The sequence below is a fragment of the Paenibacillus sepulcri genome (assembly GCF_042647105.1).
Lineage (GTDB): Bacteria > Bacillota > Bacilli > Paenibacillales > Paenibacillaceae > Paenibacillus_Z > Paenibacillus_Z sepulcri.
The window spans coordinates 1,337,177-1,356,942 of the sequence record NZ_JBHRUP010000001.1; the positions used below are offsets into that span (position 1 = coordinate 1,337,177).

At 43.5% G+C, this 19,766-nt stretch carries 17 protein-coding genes and 3 tRNA genes; 1 reads left to right on the forward strand and 19 read right to left on the reverse strand.

Annotated features, from left to right (window positions below):
* Positions 1-126: 126 nt before the first annotated feature.
* From ACFOLF_RS06230 to ACFOLF_RS06260, 7 genes are all read right to left on the reverse strand, one after another.
* Positions 127-3,330 (reverse strand): hypothetical protein, encoded by a 3,204-nt coding sequence (locus tag ACFOLF_RS06230; RefSeq protein ID WP_210042172.1) that lies wholly within the window; start codon positions 3,328-3,330, stop codon positions 127-129.
* Positions 3,331-3,413: 83 nt separating this feature from the next.
* Positions 3,414-3,872, reverse strand: coding sequence for a hypothetical protein (locus ACFOLF_RS06235; RefSeq protein ID WP_210042174.1), 459 nt, complete (start codon positions 3,870-3,872; stop codon positions 3,414-3,416).
* 39 nt (positions 3,873-3,911) lie between these two features.
* Complete coding sequence (locus ACFOLF_RS06240; RefSeq protein WP_210042176.1) at positions 3,912-4,151, reverse strand: hypothetical protein; 240 nt, start codon at positions 4,149-4,151, stop codon at positions 3,912-3,914.
* 258 nt (positions 4,152-4,409) lie between these two features.
* Positions 4,410-5,559 (reverse strand): IS3 family transposase gene (locus ACFOLF_RS06245; RefSeq protein WP_379219418.1). Its coding sequence is split into 2 segments (ribosomal slippage): positions 4,410-5,288 and positions 5,290-5,559, totalling 1,149 coding nucleotides; the frame shifts between segments, so codons are not numbered across the junction.
* 382 nt (positions 5,560-5,941) lie between these two features.
* Positions 5,942-6,721 carry a hypothetical protein gene (locus ACFOLF_RS06250; RefSeq protein WP_210047217.1) on the reverse strand — a complete coding sequence of 260 codons (780 nt, stop codon included), beginning with the start codon at positions 6,719-6,721 and terminating at the stop codon, positions 5,942-5,944.
* A protein-coding gene (locus ACFOLF_RS06255; protein WP_210047218.1) for an IS3 family transposase occupies positions 6,714-7,834 on the reverse strand; the annotation gives its coding sequence in 2 pieces (ribosomal slippage) (positions 6,714-7,585 and positions 7,585-7,834; 1,122 coding nt in all). Before ACFOLF_RS06255 ends, ACFOLF_RS06250 begins: the two co-directional genes overlap by 8 nt.
* A gap of 63 nt (positions 7,835-7,897) precedes the next feature.
* Positions 7,898-8,200 (reverse strand): hypothetical protein, encoded by a 303-nt coding sequence (locus tag ACFOLF_RS06260; RefSeq protein WP_379114520.1) that lies wholly within the window; start codon positions 8,198-8,200, stop codon positions 7,898-7,900.
* A gap of 107 nt (positions 8,201-8,307) precedes the next feature.
* Between ACFOLF_RS06260 and ACFOLF_RS06265 the strand changes: the two genes are divergently transcribed.
* A protein-coding gene (locus tag ACFOLF_RS06265; protein ID WP_210047218.1) for an IS3 family transposase occupies positions 8,308-9,428 on the forward strand; the annotation gives its coding sequence in 2 pieces (ribosomal slippage) (positions 8,308-8,557 and positions 8,557-9,428; 1,122 coding nt in all).
* Between the two features lie 214 nt (positions 9,429-9,642).
* Here the strand turns inward: ACFOLF_RS06265 and ACFOLF_RS06270 are convergent.
* The 12 genes from ACFOLF_RS06270 to ACFOLF_RS06325 all read right to left on the reverse strand — a co-directional run bounded on the left by ACFOLF_RS06270 (position 9,643) and on the right by ACFOLF_RS06325 (position 19,764).
* Positions 9,643-9,855: a helix-turn-helix domain-containing protein gene (locus ACFOLF_RS06270; RefSeq protein WP_210046532.1), complete on the reverse strand. Its 213-nt coding sequence runs from the start codon at positions 9,853-9,855 to the stop codon at positions 9,643-9,645.
* Between the two features lie 992 nt (positions 9,856-10,847).
* Positions 10,848-11,285: a hypothetical protein gene (locus ACFOLF_RS06275; RefSeq protein WP_210046533.1), complete on the reverse strand. Its 438-nt coding sequence runs from the start codon at positions 11,283-11,285 to the stop codon at positions 10,848-10,850.
* A 395-nt stretch (positions 11,286-11,680) separates the two neighbouring features.
* The gene (locus tag ACFOLF_RS06280; protein ID WP_210046534.1) at positions 11,681-12,151 is read right to left on the reverse strand and encodes a hypothetical protein; all 471 of its coding nucleotides are present in this window, start codon (positions 12,149-12,151) and stop codon (positions 11,681-11,683) included.
* A gap of 267 nt (positions 12,152-12,418) precedes the next feature.
* On the reverse strand, positions 12,419-12,634 hold the full coding sequence (locus tag ACFOLF_RS06285; RefSeq protein ID WP_210046535.1) for a hypothetical protein: 216 nt from the start codon (positions 12,632-12,634) through the stop codon (positions 12,419-12,421).
* A 13-nt stretch (positions 12,635-12,647) separates the two neighbouring features.
* Complete coding sequence (locus ACFOLF_RS06290) at positions 12,648-13,592, reverse strand: tyrosine-type recombinase/integrase (protein ID WP_210046536.1); 945 nt, start codon at positions 13,590-13,592, stop codon at positions 12,648-12,650.
* A gap of 163 nt (positions 13,593-13,755) precedes the next feature.
* Positions 13,756-13,844 (reverse strand) — tRNA-Leu (locus tag ACFOLF_RS06295).
* A gap of 19 nt (positions 13,845-13,863) precedes the next feature.
* Positions 13,864-13,940, reverse strand: a tRNA-Ile gene (locus tag ACFOLF_RS06300).
* A 21-nt stretch (positions 13,941-13,961) separates the two neighbouring features.
* Positions 13,962-14,038: transfer RNA gene (locus tag ACFOLF_RS06305), tRNA-Met, on the reverse strand.
* Positions 14,039-14,124: 86 nt separating this feature from the next.
* Positions 14,125-14,289: a hypothetical protein gene (locus ACFOLF_RS06310; protein WP_210046537.1), complete on the reverse strand. Its 165-nt coding sequence runs from the start codon at positions 14,287-14,289 to the stop codon at positions 14,125-14,127.
* Positions 14,290-14,412: 123 nt separating this feature from the next.
* Positions 14,413-15,951, reverse strand: coding sequence for an ABC transporter substrate-binding protein (locus tag ACFOLF_RS06315; RefSeq protein ID WP_210046538.1), 1,539 nt, complete (start codon positions 15,949-15,951; stop codon positions 14,413-14,415).
* A gap of 5 nt (positions 15,952-15,956) precedes the next feature.
* A complete protein-coding gene (locus ACFOLF_RS06320) occupies positions 15,957-16,838 on the reverse strand; it encodes an ABC transporter ATP-binding protein (RefSeq protein ID WP_210046539.1) in 882 nt (293 codons plus the stop codon).
* Between the two features lie 7 nt (positions 16,839-16,845).
* Positions 16,846-19,764 carry an ABC transporter permease gene (locus ACFOLF_RS06325; protein ID WP_210046540.1) on the reverse strand — a complete coding sequence of 973 codons (2,919 nt, stop codon included), beginning with the start codon at positions 19,762-19,764 and terminating at the stop codon, positions 16,846-16,848.
* Between the last annotated feature and the right edge of the window lie 2 nt (positions 19,765-19,766).

The following is a 19,766-nucleotide window of genomic DNA, read 5'->3' on the forward strand; positions in this document are numbered from 1 at the left end:
GTATTAGCATAAGAATGGCATGGGACTAACTTACAGTCAATTCTCAATCACTAAATATGTGAAAAGCAACAATAAGCAAGGCTCTCATCTGTTTATTGTTGCTTTCTACGAATTTGATTTATCATTTTAGTTGAGATCAATCCTTGAACCAGTAATTTGAACATTCCCTGTTGCGTTCAATGTTATATCACCATTGATATTAGCTTTCAATCCTGTATTACCTACCTCTACAATACTACCATTCGAAAGCTTCAAGTATATTGTCTCTCCTGCTTCATCTATTCCAAAGCTTGTACCAGAAGAATGTTGAAGCTGAATCATCCCACCTTCGGTCTTTACTCTAACTTCTTTTCCCTCAATTCTTACCGGCTTACCTAAACTTGCTATATCAATTCCCTGATCATATAACTTCACTTCTCGCAAATCACCTGAATTACTTGCGTTATACTTGAAGTGAAACTCAGTAGGTAATTTATAAATATACCCCCTTGCGGTATCACCATAATTCGTTCCTGTATTGACTATGACACCATCGCCAGCACCCCATACGCTATATGGATGCGATGCAATACCAGAATCTTGGAATGCAATCTTCAACTTATCTGTTTCATCCATCTCATAGCTATATGCAATGTAAGGAGTCACATCTGTAGTCAGATACTTCTTCTCAGAATCCTTCCAATACAACGCATTTCCCCTTGAATCAATTGCAGGAGTCTTCGACGTAATCCTACCAGTAATCCATCTCGCTTCATTGTTCATGATATCGATGAAGTCAATGTATCCTCCAACATTCCCATCCTTCGCCAACGTTTTCAGGTGGTTAACTGCAAGGTCTGCGATGTATCCATTGTCCGCTGTGATTGTATTCGTAATGATATGTTCAGAAGTAATCAGTCCAGCACCGATGATATCGAACTTGTTGAGATACAACTTTCTTTCGTCTCCATCAATAAGCATATCACCATCACCAGAAATGATTCTGAGTCTTATCGCACGAAGTTCCTCTGCATAAAAGTTTCCTTCTATGTCAGCATAGAACTTATCTACCCATACTGGCGCATTAGCTGAACCTGTATTTTTTTGAAGCGCGAACCCTCTGGTAGCGTTCATGATTGCCCTGTTCATCATGTTCCCTCTCGTGACTACAATGCCATTCTCAGCGTCGATAACAGTGTTGTTGTAGTTTCTACCTAACTGCATCGAACTCTTCTCTAGGAAGTCAGAAAGCTTCTCTCTAGCGCCCTCATATGCCTTGTAGAAGTCTTCCCACTTGGAATGGAATATCAGCCTTGTCGATCCAAGATCGTTGACGATATGAGTTGTAGCATTCATATTCGCGAAGATTGGATTCATATATGAGGTTAGTGAATTGTACGAAGAATCCAACTCACTCCCTGCTGTCATCAACTGGTTTCTGGCATCATCTAATTCATAATAAGATGAATCTCTATCGTTATATACACTTGTTGCGTATCTTTGTATTTGATCCTTTAACGTAATGTACTGTTTCGTAATACTCTTATACTGATTGGACAGTGTGATCTTCTCTGTAGAAACAATTACATCGTCGAGGACAATGGAATCTAGCACAGTAAAGTCAAAGTTAAGAGCATCAGCATCAAGCAGCACATCGCCAAGCTTCGTTTCAATTCGCAAGCGTTTAGCTACCAAGTCTTCCGCAATGAGTGTTCCATCCTCATACGATGAGTTTCCGATAGATGCATACACTTTATTTGTCCATTGGTTATTCTCCCACTTCTGCAATGCCAGTCCATTCGTTGCATTAAGAACAGAACGATACTTTCCATCACTCCTTAAAGCAATGAATCCATACTCGCCAATAACGACATTGTTATAGAAGGTTCCCATATTCAGACCAGAATAGAATTGGGCATCTTCGATTTTATTTCGAAGATTTATCTCTTCATCATAATAAGTCTTGAACTTCAAGATGAACTCAGCACGATCAGGGATTTCACTCGTTTGATCTGTTTTAGGAGAATTGATGTTAACATTTAATGGCTCTCTGCCTACAATGTCAATGTATTGTGCCATGTAGTCAATCAATGCATTATATGCATTTGACAGCGGTGTTGTGGAATACAGATCGATTGTGCTTGGAGTTTTAGATAAGAATTGAGCATCCATATCAAATACATCATCTCGTTGTGAGCGTTTATATTCTTCTGCCTGTTCAAGCATCCTGTGATAGCCTGATTCGATCTTATACAGTTCAGTAATGACCTGCGTCTTTTCAAGCGTTGTCAGCTTATTATCCATGACGATATTCTTGAAGTCTCCAATGTTTAGGTAGTTATTCTCAGCGTCCAGAATAACATCACCCACATTATTGACGATCTTGATGTTCTCAGCTACAAGACCTTTCGTGTAGAGAGTTCCATCACTTGGGTCTGCCCACAGAACCTTCTCCCATCCATCAGGATGATTTGTTGTATCTGTGGTCGCTTTGTCGATTACAAATCCAGAAATATCATCCATTTTGACTCTCGTAATATCATTAAATGACCAGAGTCCAAAAGTATCTGGTTCTTCATCAACTAAACCAAGCTTCATGACAAGCTTCCCATTGCGGTCAAAGATTTCACCTTTGGAGCCTTGGAATTTCAATACACCATCCTCGTCTTCAAGGGCAAGGTTTGTACCCATGAAAATCTTTCCGTAGAGTCTTTCAGCCACTATACAGTGCTTCTGATAATAATCAGCCAGAACACTTATACTAAGCATTCTTAAATCATGTGGTTCTTTGATTTGGTGTGTAAGATATCTACTTATTCCTTCTTTATTTATCCTGAACACAGAAAGCATCCCGCCGATACCTTCAAAAGCAATGCTATCAAACACTCTTTTATAGGTTTCTTTAACAGTTCGGCCCCCAAATATGTTCATACATGCAACTTCATGCGATTCCCTGGTCTTTATCCCTGCGGAGAGTACGTGAATGCCACCCTCAGGAATATTGCTATGAATCACAGGAATGAAGTTATTGTACGACGATAACTGATGAATAACAGTCTGATCCCCATCATGTTCACAAATTACGATTTCAATGACTTGTCCGGCATAATGCTGATAGATAATCTGTCTAAGCTGCTCAATGCCTCTCGTTTTTGATTGCTGAAATTTCTCCATCACACTATAGCAAAAGTGCAGTTCACCAGAAGCGAAAATAATCTTATCGTCAACTTGATACAACTTTATTGCTTCGGTATCTTGCCTGAATAAGTCCCCATTAACTTCAATTGAAGTTGCGCTATCAGAACCAATAAACACATTATCTCTTGTCTGAATAATAGTGGCATTGCTCATTCCAATCACACTCCCTTACTTTTTTCTATACAAAACAAAAGCCTACGAGCTTGAATTTGCTCATAGGCTTTGTTAATTATTGCTTATTCTTCATCGTCATCATCATCACGCATGGCTCGTGCAATTGATTCGCGTGCTTCCTTACTAAGAAGATGAAAAGGGACTATTCGATCATGATGCTCTCGCATATTCAACCAATACTCAATATCCTTAATAGCATCAAGAGCATAAGAATCATAGTATTGCTCTAAACAATCTGGATTTGAACATTGTGCGCCATACACCTTTACGCTCAATAACCGCTTATTGTTTGATTTTAACGGAATATCCAATAAAACATTTGGTACATCATCACTTCCACACAGCGAACAAGTGACCAAGTTAATTGCTTCTTCCTGATAATCTGACTTTAGTTTCCGAGCTTCATACTTTGCTTTTTCTTTTTCAAGTTCTTCTTCACCCAGATAGATTTTCCACAGATCCTCTAAACTTTTACCTTCGAGTGAATGTGAGGTATTATTATTGTCTTGGTTTTTCTTCATAATCCCGCTCCTTCATTCTAAATAAAACTCATCTTCCATTTAGAATCGTTTTAGAGTCTTCAATAAGTCCTGAACTTCCGAATAATGAACATCAATCATTTCTCCATCTTCAACTAAAGTGATCTGTATTTGGGAAAAGAATCGTGAATAATCTGATACTCTTCTCCGCGTTTTACCACTAGATATTAAGCGAATATACACTCTATAGTCGCTCATATTTTGATTAGGCTCGACAGCTAGAATAAACTCCTTGTAATCACGAGCCATTCCTTTTGCCATTGGTAGAACACCCTTAACTTTGACTTTCACTTCATGACCAATTAATGATTCGAGTGGGACGCTGCCTATGGTGCTACAAGATGTCAAGACAGCTTTTTTAGATTTTTAAGGTGTGAAATCATGCACAAGGTGTCGCTCTTTCGTTCTTCCTCATCGTTTGGATATCGCTCTTAACTGGAAATAGTAATCATGAGATCCCCCGCGCGAAGATGTCCATGGGTGGAGGACACAGCCCAAGCGAAGGCGCGGGAGCTTTGTTTATTCACTTGTGGATTTGAAAACGACCGCTCGGTTGTACACAGCTTCCGGCGTATGATTTTGAAGCGATTGATGCGGCAGATAATGATTGTGCAATTGGATGTAACGTTCCACGCCGCGCCTTGTTTCTCGCGGGCTGTTGTAGTCGTGAATATAGATCTCATTGTATTTCAAACTGCGCCAGAAGCGCTCAATGACAATGTTATCGGTGGCACGGCCCTTGCCGTCCATGCTGATCCTGACGCCGTTCTCCTTCAGCAAGTCGATATACTGGGGACTGGTAAAATGGCTCCCTTGATCGCTGTTGATAATTTCAGGCTTACGACGCGCCAATGATCGTCTCATGGTCTCCAACACGAAACCGATTTCTAGGGATTGATCAAGTTGCCAGTCAACGATGTATCTGGAATACCAGTCCATAACGGCATAAAGATACAGCCAGCCTTGTTTCATGCGTATGTAAGTGATATCCACAGACCAAACGTGGTCAGGTCGAGTGATGTTCAACTTACGCAGCATATAGGGATAAATGCGATGCTGCAGATCACGCTTACTCAGGTTTGGACCAGGGAAGATCGCCATGATTCCCATTTCTCGCATGTAGCATCTTACGGTGTTCTCGTGAATACAATCTCCTTCCCGGTTCATAATGGCAGCAATCTTTCGGTAGCCCAGAAACGAATGCGCAGTGTAAAGCTCGTCAATCCGGTGCTTGAGGCGTATCTCCTCCGTAGATGGAGGTACCGGCTTGTAGTACAGGCTGCTACGGTTGAGGCCTAATAGCTCGGCTTGCACGGTAATGGCCAGCTCAGGGTTCTGCCAGTCCAGGAGTTCGAGGCGCTCTTCTCGTGACCAGTTAGAGACCAGATTTTTTTTTAATCCACGACAATTGCGTGGAGAGTTTCCCAACTTCGGCGTAGAGTTCACTGATCTGCTGTTCATAATCCAGTTTCATTTTCGTGATGCCTTTCCGATCGTCTACGAACAACTGAGCGAGGTTCTGGATCGCTTCCGTCTTCCACCGGGTGAGGACATTGGCATGGATGCCATGCTCGGTTGCAAGCTGAGAGACAGACTTTTCTTCTTTCAGAATTTCCAGCACTAGACGCGCTTTTTCTTCCGGAGTGAACTTCCTTCTTGTTGGCTTCATACAACTAAGATACTCCTTTTTCGCTGTCTAGTTTCTATGTAGCATTATAGCCATTCATATTTGAAGCTTGCATTTCAGACATTGAAATCCCTCCATATTGGTTTGTTTTAGTTTCATCTGACTTACTGATTCATGCAGTTATAATTACATTTCAACCCCCCTACTCAACGAATGCCAAATAAAGTGCAGCGCCAATTTTTCGTAAAAAAAAGCAAAGTAGCTTAGTAGCTACTTTGCTCGTAAAAACCGTATGATTTTGTCTCGGGATTCCGATCTATATGGAAACTTATAGACACGACACTCATCTCTTTCATAAAGGTATTATTACGAGAGCATACCATACCAAATACAATTTGTAAATTTATGCCAAATAAAGTACTATTTAAAAAGGGAGATCATTCAGTTCGTCATCATCATTTTCTTCAATAGATGAATCTTCATATAGATATCTTCCTCCTGTCCTTTCGTATGCCGCTTGACTCATAACTTTCCGTACCTCTACTTCCCTTCTTGAATCAGTAAATTGAGTTCTATTCAGTGTCCTGTAACCATTCGCTGGAATACTCTTATCCTGAGACAAAAAAGGCACAAAAGTGCTGTGGGAATTTGTAATCATATTATGCGCTTCCAAGGTTGTTATTGCTTCTGAAAGCTTAGTACTCTTTATACCAGTGTTTACAACTAATTGTTCAATGGGGCTATTGTATTCACCTCCGAAGTAGCTATTCATACTCTTGATGAAAGAATACAAATAGAATCCAACGACTCCTATATCGCTGTGCTTCATGCAGAAGATAAATGTATTAATGTCCACCTCAGTGGTGTTTTCGAAGCGATAGAAATAACCTGTTACTTCATTCTCTCTTTCTGATTGTTCATCTCCATAAATACCTCTTACAGGAAAATTAATCATTTTAGCCCTTGGTTTATCAAATACCCCAGTCAATCTATTTTGGGATGAATACATGTGCCAATCTACAAAATTATAATCTGTATTTCCATATTCATCAGTGTAATAATCATAGCTTATAGGATAATCACCTTCCTTTCGCAAGTAACCTAACTTCGAAAGGATACCTTGTTTCTTGGTGATATAACTTTTCCCTTCTTTTCCTCTACTGTCAGGTGAAGTGTTGTGGATTGTCAACAGTAAATCAGACAACCTTTTTAAGGGCTTCTTGGCGATACTGAATAGGCGTCATATAGCCTAATGTTCCATGAATGCGATGCTTGTTGAACCAATTAACATAATCGTTTAATTCCAGTTCCAAGTGACGAAGGCTCTGGAAGTTCATCTGGTTTACGAACTCTGTTTTCATGATTTTGTAGGTGGCTTCGGCTACAGCATTGTCGTATGGACAGCCTTTCGCACTTAGAGATCGGCCGATTTCAAAGGTACCTAGAAGCTCGTCTATCTTTTGATTTTTAAACTCGCTGCCACGGTCCGTATGAAACCATTGAATATAACGCAAATCACCCTGGACGCTCGCAAAGGCGCGGGAAATCAGAGCAGCGTCTTTATTCGGACCTGCACTGTGGCCAATGATCTCTCGATTGAACAAGTCGAGCAGCACACAGATGTAATGCCACCTGTTCTGAACCTTCACATAAGTCAGATCACTGACAACGAAGCGCTTTGCTTCCTCCTGCTCGAATTCGCGGCCCAAAACATTCTCTGTTGTTGCTTCATTAGGAGTGGTTTTATGGGGCTTATATTGAGCCACTGTGTAGGTCGAGACTAGCCCTTGCTCTTTCATAATCCTTCCAATTCTACGTCTGGAAACGACGATTCCGCGTTCCTGGAGCTTAACCTTAATCTTTCGTGTACCGTAAGCTTTTCGGTTATTGTGGAATATCTCTACAATCGCTTCGGTTATATCGTCTTCGTTCAATTGTTCTTTCGCGTCGTAGTAATACGTACTTCTTGCAATTTGCAGGACGTCGCACATTGCTGATACCGAGTATTTATCACGGTTATTCCGGATGATAGCTACTTTCGTCCCATGATCAGCGCTGCTTGCTTTAAAATATCCACTTCCATTTTCAGACGCTGGTTCTCTTTTCGTAAAGCGATCAATTCGTTCTCGTCTGACGAGCGATTGTCCTTCTCCTTGAAGGAACCGCTTGTCTCATCTTGTTTGATCCAGCGGTCTAAAGCAGAGGCTGTGAGGTCATATTCCTCCACAATCGCCGCTCTGGACTTCCCATTTTTATAGAGCTCCACCAGTTGTTTTTTGAATGCTGGAGTAAAGGTACGTCGTTCTTGTTTTGGCATTGTAGAGATCCGCTCCTTCATAATGATAGGTTCATTCTACAAGCCCTTATTTTTTCTGTCCAACTAAGTGTAGACGATCCAGTTGCAGATCATGTACATGACCTTATCATCAATAAAATTCTCTCTAAAGTAGTCTTCATAATAAGTAAAACGAGCATATCTATACATGTACGAAGCTAAATAAAGATAAGAAAAGGCAAATGCTATGTGAGTCGCATTTGCCTTTCTTGATTTGAAATCTTCGCATTTGACCAAGTCGTTGAAAACCCCATTTGGCATGTATATTCTATGCTTACTTTCTCCATCTGCCCCTAAAATCATTCTAAGCTGTTTTTCGTCATAATAAGTACCACTGTTAATAGCCAAGCCAACCACCTCTATATATTCACTATTGGATCGTCTACACTTAGTTGGACAGAAAAAATAAGGGCTTGTAGAATGAACCTATCATTATGAAGGAGCGGATCTCTACAATGCCAAAACAAGAACGACGTACCTTTACTCCAGCATTCAAAAAACAACTGGTGGAGCTCTATAAAAATGGGAAGTCCAGAGCGGCGATTGTGGAGGAATATGACCTCACAGCCTCTGCTTTAGACCGCTGGATCAAACAAGATGAGACAAGCGGTTCCTTCAAGGAGAAGGACAATCGCTCGTCAGACGAGAACGAATTGATCGCTTTACGAAAAGAGAACCAGCGTCTGAAAATGGAAGTGGATATTTTAAAGCAAGCAGCGCTGATCATGGGACGAAAGTAGCTATCATCCGGAATAACCGTGATAAATACTCGGTATCAGCAATGTGCGACGTCCTGCAAATTGCAAGAAGTACGTATTACTACGACGCGAAAGAACAATTGAACGAAGACGATATAACCGAAGCGATTGTAGAGATATTCCACAATAACCGAAAAGCTTACGGTACACGAAAGATTAAGGTTAAGCTCCAGGAACGCGGAATCGTCGTTTCCAGACGTAGAATTGGAAGGATTATGAAAGAGCAAGGGCTAGTCTCGACCTACACAGTGGCTCAATATAAGCCCCATAAAACCACTCCTAATGAAGCAACAACAGAGAATGTTTTGGGCCGCGAATTCGAGCAGGAGGAAGCAAAGCGCTTCGTTGTCAGTGATCTGACTTATGTGAAGGTTCAGAACAGGTGGCATTACATCTGTGTGCTGCTCGACTTGTTCAATCGAGAGATCATTGGCCACAGTGCAGGTCCGAATAAAGACGCTGCTCTGATTTCCCGCGCCTTTGCGAGCGTCCAGGGCGATTTGCGTTATATTCAATGGTTTCATACGGACCGTGGCAGCGAGTTTAAAAATCAAAAGATAGACGAGCTTCTAGGTACCTTTGAAATCGGCCGATCTCTAAGTGCGAAAGGCTGTCCATACGACAATGCTGTAGCCGAAGCCACCTACAAAATCATGAAAACAGAGTTCGTAAACCAGATGAACTTCCAGAGCCTTCGTCACTTGGAACTGGAATTAAACGATTATGTTAATTGGTTCAACAAGCATCGCATTCATGGAACATTAGGCTATATGACGCCTATTCAGTATCGCCAAGAAGCCCTTAAAAAGGTTGTCTGATTTACTGTTGACAATCCACTATTCTATAATCATTACCTACACTGGTATTCCTTCAAGGCTATCTCTAACTCATTATTTTTTTCGAACATCCAGAAGGGCATAAGAGTTTTAGCGTGAAGAGCATAGCAAATAAAAGAAATACCCTTGTCCATTTTAAGAAACTTGAACAAAGGTACCGAGTAACAGTAAAAATATTCTGTTGTAAATGTCCTGTTCACAATGATCCATTCCCTTCGTTACCAACCGCACTAATAATGAACTCACGATATTGTTTTTCCTTTTCTTTGTGAAGGTTCACAATTTCGTTCTCGTACATTGATAACATAGGAACCGATACCCCGATTTTTGATGCAAGGTCTTTTAATTTTATCTTCTGCTGCTTTCTCAACAACTGGTATCCTTGCCTTACACTAAACTCAAATTGCATTCTGTAACTCCCCCTCAAAATTGTCTTCTTAACTAATTAAGTGATGGCAGCTTAAAAAGTTAAGTAATTTGGCAGGGGATGTTGAAAATCAATAACGTGCGATTTGCGGTGTATATATAATATATAGATATACATCTGCAATAGATTTATCTAGATATAATACATATTATATATATGCCGTAAATCGTACATTTTAGAAAATCGACTTTCTTAAATGTCTAAATGCATTGCACACAGTTGCAGCGATTCATAGCATTACAGATTTTAAAGACCTTTAAAGGTTTGCAAGGTTTGAACAACGTTAAAGGTACTTTAAAGGTTCTCAGATTGCATGTCGCGCTACCTTTTAAAGTGTTTTTACCACATTGAAATTCTCTGAAAGCTTGCAAAGGTATGAAAGGTTTCAAACCTTTAAACGAGGTTGAAACTATTCTCAAACTCGTCTTTCCTCCAAAATCACAATTAGAGACGCAGCACAATCACTGTACATAGAGATGTGATTATCGAATAAAATTAATAACTTCACGAAAGAGCCTTATCGTAATCACGAAAGCGATTTGTTACAGATATTAGGGATCGTTCGTAGATCGAGGTCGGAAGTCTGGGAGTATGAGTTACCAAGTTGTATAGAAAAATCCTTTGGTTTTCAACTGTAAACCATCCCCTCCCTATGGCTGCTCTTTTTCCATAATTGTGGTTATGGAGAAATTGGTTCGCTCTCACTCAGCGCGTGGTTTGAAGCGGGCAAGTTGTAAAAGAAGAAGTAACGATGATTAGCCTCTTACACAACTTTTAAAGGTTTTAAACTGTTTCAAAGCTTTAAAAGGTCGCGCTTGATTTATGTAATTGCTGATACCTCCTCGTATCGTAAAATATAATTAGTTGCTTGCTGGGAGCAAGTCATCATTCGATGCAGATACGTTTATCTTTCTATATAGCTATGGTGAACTAACCGAAAAACACACACGAATAACATTTCAATTTCCAAACTGTTAATATCCACGAACCATATTTGCATCAGCTATCTTAACTGAGTAGTAATTCTCATCATGAATGATCTCATCCATTATAAAAGTCTCATCTGGCTTCAAGCCAACATTCGGCAGACTAACATATTGCGTATCGATAATATTGTCATTTTTATCGTATACAACAAGCGAGAAAGAACCCTTTAGTGTCTTTTCAGAATGCATGTTTGTCAACTTTGCATATGCCCTGTCGTTGCTTGGATTGTCTCTCTTGATCTCAAACTCCTCTATCATAAGCCACTTGAAATAATCCGTTTTCTCTGATTCTAAATCCCTTTGAGCGGCTTTCTCCGCTATCGCCTTATCCATTCTCTCATACATCTTCTCTTCTTCACTCTTGCCACATGCAGTCACACTAATCGATAATGCTAATACAGATGCAAATATTATCACTTTCTTCATGCTGTAACCCCCGCAGTCTATCTCATTAATTTACCATTAGCTTTTACAATAACACTTTTGCATTCAATTTTGAATACAATTTGTGTTATATATTTTCATCACTTCTCACTTCTATACTGGTGTAAGAGGTGATTATATTATGGATAACGATGATTTTATCGTCACACCTAAAGAAGAGAAGTCCGTTACAATAACGATACGTATAGATAAAGCCCTCCAAATCAAACTCGACGACCTTTCAAGCAAGAGTAACCGTTCTCGGAACGAATTAATAAATATGGCGTTAGAGTATGCTTTGAAAAACGTAAAGTTTGTTAAGGGGACGCGAAAGGATTAATAAAGAAAGAGAAGCCGCCTGTAATTAGGCGGCTTTGCTTTTTCATTCGGCACTGGAGCTAATCCAGCTTAATTTGGAGAGATTTGATTAGAATAAGTGATTCCCGAACAGAGTATTGGCAGCGATATCGAACAACCAATTCATACAATTTATTATGCGTAATCATATTACCGTTTAACCAAAGCACTACTCTCATAAGATCTTGAGAGTTCGAGCAAAACAATCGAGCAAGCACTCCTTGTTTTTCGAAAATCGTATTTGCTGAGTTGTATGCAGTAATAAACTCATTGCAATCTGTAAACGAATGTTTGTTCTCCATATGTTCGATGAACCTATGTACGAGCAATACCTTCGTCAATTTCCCTTCTTCCTCTTCTGTTTTCGTGATAAAGTTGTAGAATGTGTGCAATGTGATATTGTTAACGATAACGCCAAGCAGATTACGCAACAAGAAACCTTTGAAGCCCATTACGATTAATTCTTCTCTTATTGAATCAACAATGATGATTTTGCTTTTTATAGCGATCATTCTTTCCTCCAGAAAAGATTTAGTAACTAATCTTGTTCGATAACACGTGCTTTGCAATTCGTAATTTTAACAGTTCAGTGTGGCATATGATTTCATTTGAATGTATGGTTTTTATGATTTCCACAATAGTTAGCAAATGAAGATCATTTGTACCCTGTTTGTGAATCAACATTAGCAGTTCTGCAATCGCTTCTTGATATGTCTTTAGTTTAAAACACAACTCGTCCTCTTCACATACAAGTTTTTCGTATTTTATTAACTCCTCGTTCATTGTACGCCCTCCAGCTTAAAGGACTTTAACAAGCAATCCTTCTCCACTCTCAGACGCTCAATTTCGGCTCGTATAGCTCGTCTCCGCTCTGGAGAAGAATTATTATCGATGTGTTCCAGAGCAAGCTTGAAATGCTTTCTCACCAGTTCTACGAGCCTTTGAGCAGTAACATCATCTTCCATAGCCTTCCACATATTCCTTCTTGTTGTCATGGCTCAGACCTCCTCATTTCCCCTCAATATTCCGTAATCGTTTCTTCTGAGGAAGTATTCTATTAATAGGAGAAGCCATCGAATGTTGCTCTTTTACGTCACTATTCGTTAATCTTACATACCTTCGGGTCATGGTCATATCTACATGCCCAAGCATCATTTGAAGCGCAAAAGCGTTCCCTTTGCCACGCAGAAACATAATCGAGAATGCATGACGTAAAGCATAAGGATGAAATCGGGTTCCAAGCTTCTTACAATACATTTCGATTCTGTCCCCCCAAGTATGCCGGTTTAACGGCTTACCTTCATTTGTACAAAAGAGTGGAGCTTTGTTTTTCCATTCCTCTGGACGTACAGATAGCAACTCATTTATTGCCTTTGCCGTTTGGGGTAATATATGAAGTGTTCGTGATATTCTTGTCTTTGCCTTCTCTGCGGTTACTGTAAGTTCACAAGAACGATTATTATAGTCTGATTCCATCAAGCTAAAAGCTTCTTTCGGGCGTATACCGCTGTCTAAGAAAATCAACAGCAGTGCGTAATCGCGTAATCCGGCATACGTGCTTTGATTAGGTATTTGGAGAAGATCAGTAAGTACATTCTCATCAATTTGAACGATTCTACCCTCATCTTTTCGTTTTTTAAAGCTATCCAGTGGATTATTAGACAATACTCCCTGTTCTACACACCATTTGAAGAAGGTTCGCAAGTAAACCAAACGATTGTTATATGTTGCGGGTTTGATATTCTCCTGTCCCAAGTGTTCATATAGCGCTTTCTCAAGCTGTTCATACGATTCTGCTGCATTGGGAAAACGTTTGAAGAGAAGATTGACATGAGTGGTATAATCGAGAATGGTTTGTTCACTAAGGTTGTTTGCTTTTTTCCAATTGATAAATTGATTTAATGCTTCTTCCATTGTTGCGGGTGCCGCTTTTTTAACTTTCGTTATACGCATAACAAAAATACCTCCTTCGAATGCATCTGATTTAGTCAGATACTACAAAGGAGGTATTATTGGCTTTTCGTGAATCCTGTGTACTTAAATTAACCACACAGGACTATCAATTTTACTACAAGTATGTACATCGTAAAAACCTAGTAAAATCAAGGTTTTTTAATGGTGCCGAGGACGGGAATCGAACCCGTACGGTGGTCACCCACCGCAGGATTTTAAGTCCTGTGCGTCTGCCAGTTCCGCCACCCCGGCATGAGTGACGTGTATGAGATGGTGGGCCCTGAGGGACTCGAACCCCCGACCAATCGGTTATGAGCCGACCGCTCTAACCAACTGAGCTAAGGGCCCTTAAGATAATAATCGAAAGGTTGGTTGCGGGGGCAGGATTTGAACCTGCGGCCTTCGGGTTATGAGCCCGACGAGCTACCGGGCTGCTCCACCCCGCGAAAGTACCATTTTCACAACAACGTCATTTGAATGGCGACAAGATATAATATACAACACATTCCAATATTAAGTCAAGATTTTTTTCTCAGGGGACATACCGGACTCCGAAACGCCCTTTCCGTGACTGGAATACCTCGATTTCCCGGGGACTTTCATAGCCATAAACCCACCAGTCACTCTCCATTCGGCTTACCAGACATCCTGCCTGAAACTTCGTTTCATACAAACGGATCCAATACACCCATCGCATGAAGACAACCTCCATTACCATTTTTCCAATAGGTTGTCCATTTAAGGAAGTCTTCATCAGTTTTATATGTTTCATATCCAACAAAAAAATACTGCCGCACGATTGTGCGGCAGTGACGGAGTGTTAGCCTCCGGAGTTATATATGACTTTTCCGCCGCCCCCGCCGCCAGCAGCAGGGTCAAGCATGGCATTCGGATCTGTTTTAAGCTTTTGCAGAAATGAATCGCCTTTAGTCTGCCATTCCTTGAGTGCGGCATCCACCGACTTCTTGCCGTCGACAACCTCCTGGAAGAGAGGCTGGCCCAATTGATTTACTTGATAAAGGCCCTGTTTATCACGGTATAATTTATCCAGCTCAATGTCCTGCGGCGGTACTGGCTTGAGAGCGTAGAAAGCGCCGATATTATAGCTCATGCCATCCTTGGGCTTGAGGAACGATTTGCGGGCCACCATTTCGTAGGTGCTGCGTGATTTCAGCTTTGCCCATTCCTTGCTGTTATTGAATTGAATGAATTCCCAGGCATCCTCGCTGTTTTGCGCTTTCGCATTGATGGCCATCAGATTGCTCAGATAAATACTTCCGCCAACGCCTGGCGCTTCGGCAAAGGTAGGAACGGTTACGACATCCCAATCGATCGCTTTGATATCTTTGTTTGTAGCCGAGTAGTCTTTGGCTTTTGCCAGTTCATTCACATAATCATAGCCGCCGATTGTCATCGCTACGCGTCCACTCAGGAACAAATCGCCCTGGAACGGGTTAAAGACTGGTTTGGAACTGCTGGTCGCCATCCCATTATCAAAATTCATATCCGACTGGGAAGGGACAATTTTCTTCTTATACAAATTGACGACGTCGGTCCACACTTTATTCCACTGCGGCGTATCAACGGTCATCTTCTCGCCTTTTTTGTCAAACATCATGAGCTGCAGCGGTGCCGCATAGTTCTGCGCATCAGAGAAGCCATCGCCGCTCCAACGGTTGAACGAGAAGCCGAAGGTGCGTGTCTTGCCTTCTCCTTTGGCAACTCTCTCAGCCAGTGCCATTATATCCGGCCACTGCATATTGTCAGTAGGCGGTGTAACGCCGGCATCGGTAAATATTTTCTTGTTGAAGTAAAGAGCGGACGCGCTGAATGTCGGCGTCAAGGCGTAGATGTTGTTATCGCCAGCATCTTTGATTCCATTGATGACAGCAGGCACGAAATCCTCGATATCGAACTTGCTTTCCTGAATAAGCGGGTCCAGCTGTTTCAGCATATTATCCTGTACCAGACGCTTCAGATAAGCGGATTCCAGAACGACAACATCGACCGGATTGCTGCCAACGAGCATTTCCTTCAGCTTCTCGTACGGATCTGGCTGTTTGTTATTCGGATCCGGTTCCTGAAAGCGCTGATCGTCATAATTGATGGCCGCCGCGATTTCGATATCCACATTGGGATGTGTCAGCTCATAAGAGTCCGTAAATTGCTGGCGCAGATAAGGCTCATTATCCGAATTGGAGTACATGAAACCAATTCGCAGAACATGCCGCTCGGCATCGCTGCCGCTGTCTCCCTTCGAGCAGGCTGCAAGCACGGTCGATACAAGAGCGAGCGACAATACAAGTGCAGAGGCTCTGCGGATGACTGATTTTCCTTTAGGTTTGACCTTGAGTTCCATTACGGTTATCCCTCCAATGATTTTGGCGGCGAAATAATAATGCGCTCGCCATCGAATTCCATCGACGCTTTATCGGTAATCTTTAAAGCCGTTAAATAATTTTTGGGTATTTGGAGCCGGCCAACCCGGTCGACCACCACATACTCCTCATGAACCTCTCCTATGCCCTGCTGCGACAGGCTGATGTTGCCATCTGCATCTATGTTGGGATTCCGCTTAATAAATTCCGTACTGGTCAACCCGTCGCGAATCGCCACGACACGGTCCACCTTGCCTGCCAGCGACAGATCATGGGTTACAATCACGATTGTAATCCCGATTTCACGATTTAATTTTCGGAAGATATCCATAATCATGTCCGAGGTCCGTGAATCGACCGAGCCGGTCGGCTCATCGGCCAGCAGCATCTTCGGATGATTGGACAATGAGATCGCTATGGCTACGCGCTGCTGCTCCCCGCCTGAAAGCTGATGGAGCTTATTGTGCATCCGCTCCTTCAGACCCACCCATTCCAGCAGCTGCTTGGCATAAGGACGGTCCAGCTTGGATGACAGCATCATCGGCATCTCCACATTCTCCAGCGCCGTTAAATAAGGCAGCAGATTGCGTGCGTTGTTCTGCCAGATAAAGCCCACGGTATCCCTTTTGTAAGAGACTAGCTGCTCATCGGTTATCTTGAGCAAATCCCAGGGACCGACTGTGACGGAACCGGCAGAGGGCCGGTCAAGCCCTCCCAGAATGTTAAGCAGGGTGGATTTCCCGCTGCCGCTGTTGCCGATGATCGCCATCATCTCGCCCTCGCGGACGTTCAGATTCAGTCCTTGAAGAGCAACAACTTCGAGATCTTCGGTTTTATAAATTTTGACAAGGCCTTCGCATGTAATCATGTTGGTATTAACGCTCCTCTCCCATCTTCACCGCCTGATGCACACGCAATCTGCGGATATGCACCAGCAGCAGCGCCGCTCCCAGAAGCATCATGGCACCTACGACAATATATAATTGCGTCGTATCCTTCGAATCGAAAACCACCCGGAACGGCGGAACCGAATTCGTGACATTTTCCGATGTCTGCAGAAAGGGCAGGAAGAGCAAACTCGCAATCTTTCCAATCAGTATGCCGAGGCCGATCGACAAGCCGGCTGTAAAAATCTGCTCCAGCAGGAGCATGCCTGTCAACTGCCTGCGCGACAAGCCCATGGCTCGAAGAACGCCAAACTGTACGATTCTGCCTGATAGATTAAAGAACCAATAGAGTACATAACCAGTAAGCGAAACGATGATCGAGACCAGAAAACCCAGACTCAGAATACCGAAGACGCCGCCCCTGGTCGGATGCTTGGCTTGAGCCGCCAGCTCGATGCGGACATCCTGGACGCCCGCAAGTTCAATCCCCTGACTCTCCAGCTCCTTCATAATCGGCCCCGTAAGCGCGCCAGGCTTCATCTTCAGCCATACATCATAAGGAATGATCGGAACCTGATCATAGATATAATCCAGATTGGCAATGACAAAAGGCGATTGATCCGGGTATTGGGCAGGCCAGTAAGGCACAATGCCGACAACGACGAAATCGATCATCCCTTCCTGCAAGCCGACCGAAACGACATCCCCAAGCTTCAGCTGATATTTCTCCGCAACACCGGAGGGAATAATTGCTGCCTGCTCATACATGCCCAGATAGTTCAAATAATTGAAAGGATGCGTCTGGAACAAATCATCCCGGAACCAGGCAACCTTGGAGAAATCGACATTATCGATTCCCATCAATGTCCCTTGGCCGATAGAACGTCCGGAGATGACCACATTACCTTTGGTCTGCAGCACGCGGGCCGCTGCTTCCACACCGTCAAGCTTGCGGAAAATTTCGAAAGGCGGCTCCGAATAATTGATTCGCGTCGGAACCGTGGAACCACCGCCCTGGCCGCCGCCGCCTCCAGCTCCTCCACCGCCTCCTGCTCCACCGCTGCCCTGGCCGCCTCCTTGACCGCTGCCGCCGTTTTGGCCGCCACCGCCGCCATTTTGGCCTCCGGTATCGATCACTTCGGCCTTTCCTTCCCAGACTGTCTGCATAATGACGTCTGTTCCAAACTTGTAGAGCGTTCGCTCCGTAGAGTTCAGGTCAATCGTCCGGGCTGCCGAGGCATTGTATACGCCCAGGCCAAGCGTCAATATAAGCAGAATCATAAGCGGATAATAACCTTTCGACGAACGGGAGAGCTGAGTCAGTGTCAAGTAAAGCGGCACCGGCAGCAGCTTCCGGCCAAGCCAATTAAAGAGCTTCAGCAGCCACGGGAACACGCGCAGGAAGAAAAGCCCCATCGCGAAGATCGCCAGCGCCGGAACAAAGAACAGGAACGGCTGGACATTCAATTGGTCCGTAGTCATCCCGCTTTGGAACGAAATCATCTGCCGTTCATTGAACAAATACCAGCCGTATCCGGCCGCTCCCAGCAGCAGCACATCCAGGTACCAGCGCTGCCATACCGGCCTTCGATCCGATCGGGCAAGCTGCTGCTTGTAATTGACGATCGAAGATCTGGCATAGATAACAGCGGGAATAACCGTTGCCAGCATCGCAAGGACGACAGCCGCAAGCCCGGCGATGATCGCTTCCGTAGAGAAGCCGACCGGAATCGATTGGCGGTTGACAAACTCCAGGAATCCATTGGCTGAACCGATGCTCTTGGCCATAAACCATCCAATGGAAGGACCGATGATCAGAGCAATAATGCCCAGCACAATGCTCTCGAGCAGATAGATCCAGATAATCTGCCTTGTGCCCGCTCCCCGGCTGCGAAGCACCGCGATGTCGCTTCGCTGCTTGTCGAGCGATTGCCTTGCATTCATCGCAATAAAGTAGAATACCATCGCCAGCATCGGCGCAGCCAATGTAAAGAGCAGCAGCTGCAGCTGGAGACTTTGTGTCCGGAATTCACTCAGCAGACTGGCGAAGGAAATTTCAACCTTCGTATCCTTGAGCCGCTGGTACAATTCAATATTGAGGCGATCCAGCGTTTTCTCCAGAGGAGACAATTGACTCGTCTGGATTTCTCCCAAATCAAAGGCATAATACCAATTCGCCGTATGAAGAGGGATTTTACGGTCCTGGAGGAGACCCTTCTCGAAGGCGGTCCCGCCAATTTGCAGCGTGCTCATCATGCCTTCAAGCCCCTGATACCAATAGGGGTCCGTCTCGCTCAGCGGTTTATAGGCGCCGACGATCTTTACCCGCAGCGTCAAATTCAATCCGCTGTATATCGGATACTCGAACACATCACCGATATGTATATCACTTCTGTACATGGCTTCTTCCATGATCACCGCTTCAACCACGTCATCGTCACCTACAGCATCGGCGAACCAGCGCCCTTGGGTCAGCTCGCTTTTGTCCTCAAGTCCCGACATGGAGGTTAAAGACATTTGCCTGGAACGGCTGGCATCCACCTTGGTAGGATCTTCAGGCGTGATGTCCGCGCTGCGGATTGCCAAATTCTGAACATAAGTATTGTAAGGAAACCCGATATCGGGAGGAACATCTTCTTTGACATAACGCGATACTTCCGTCAGTGCATTCACATCCGTGCTGCCGCCGCCTGTCGCCTGATAGCGCATAAGCAGCGATCCCGCGGGCAATCCGCTGCTTTCTTCCTTCAGCGATTGCGCGACAACCCGTTTAAGGGCGCCGTCCGCATACATCGGAATGCTAGTCGCGAATGCTACGGCAATAATCAGACCGGCAAGCGAGCTTAGCGTCATCCATCGCGTGTTCCACATTTTGCGGAACAAAAAGCGAAATAACGGCATCCCCATCG

Excerpts from the sequence above, each read along its gene's own strand:
- ACFOLF_RS06230 (WP_210042172.1), bottom strand. The coding sequence starts at position 3,330 with ATGAGCAATGCCACTATTATTCAGACAAGAGATAATGTGTTTATTGGT.
- ACFOLF_RS06235 (WP_210042174.1), bottom strand. The coding sequence starts at position 3,872 with ATGAAGAAAAACCAAGACAATAATAATACCTCACATTCACTCGAAGGT.
- ACFOLF_RS06240 (WP_210042176.1), bottom strand. The coding sequence starts at position 4,151 with ATGGCAAAAGGAATGGCTCGTGATTACAAGGAGTTTATTCTAGCTGTC.
- ACFOLF_RS06270 (WP_210046532.1), bottom strand. The coding sequence starts at position 9,855 with ATGCAATTTGAGTTTAGTGTAAGGCAAGGATACCAGTTGTTGAGAAAG.
- ACFOLF_RS06275 (WP_210046533.1), bottom strand. The coding sequence starts at position 11,285 with ATGAAGAAAGTGATAATATTTGCATCTGTATTAGCATTATCGATTAGT.
- ACFOLF_RS06280 (WP_210046534.1), bottom strand. The coding sequence starts at position 12,151 with ATGATCGCTATAAAAAGCAAAATCATCATTGTTGATTCAATAAGAGAA.
- ACFOLF_RS06285 (WP_210046535.1), bottom strand. The coding sequence starts at position 12,634 with ATGACAACAAGAAGGAATATGTGGAAGGCTATGGAAGATGATGTTACT.
- ACFOLF_RS06290 (WP_210046536.1), bottom strand. The coding sequence starts at position 13,592 with ATGCGTATAACGAAAGTTAAAAAAGCGGCACCCGCAACAATGGAAGAA.
- ACFOLF_RS06310 (WP_210046537.1), bottom strand. The coding sequence starts at position 14,289 with ATGCGATGGGTGTATTGGATCCGTTTGTATGAAACGAAGTTTCAGGCA.
- ACFOLF_RS06315 (WP_210046538.1), bottom strand. The coding sequence starts at position 15,951 with ATGGAACTCAAGGTCAAACCTAAAGGAAAATCAGTCATCCGCAGAGCC.
- ACFOLF_RS06320 (WP_210046539.1), bottom strand. The coding sequence starts at position 16,838 with ATGATTACATGCGAAGGCCTTGTCAAAATTTATAAAACCGAAGATCTC.
- ACFOLF_RS06325 (WP_210046540.1), bottom strand. The coding sequence starts at position 19,764 with ATGGGGATGCCGTTATTTCGCTTTTTGTTCCGCAAAATGTGGAACACG.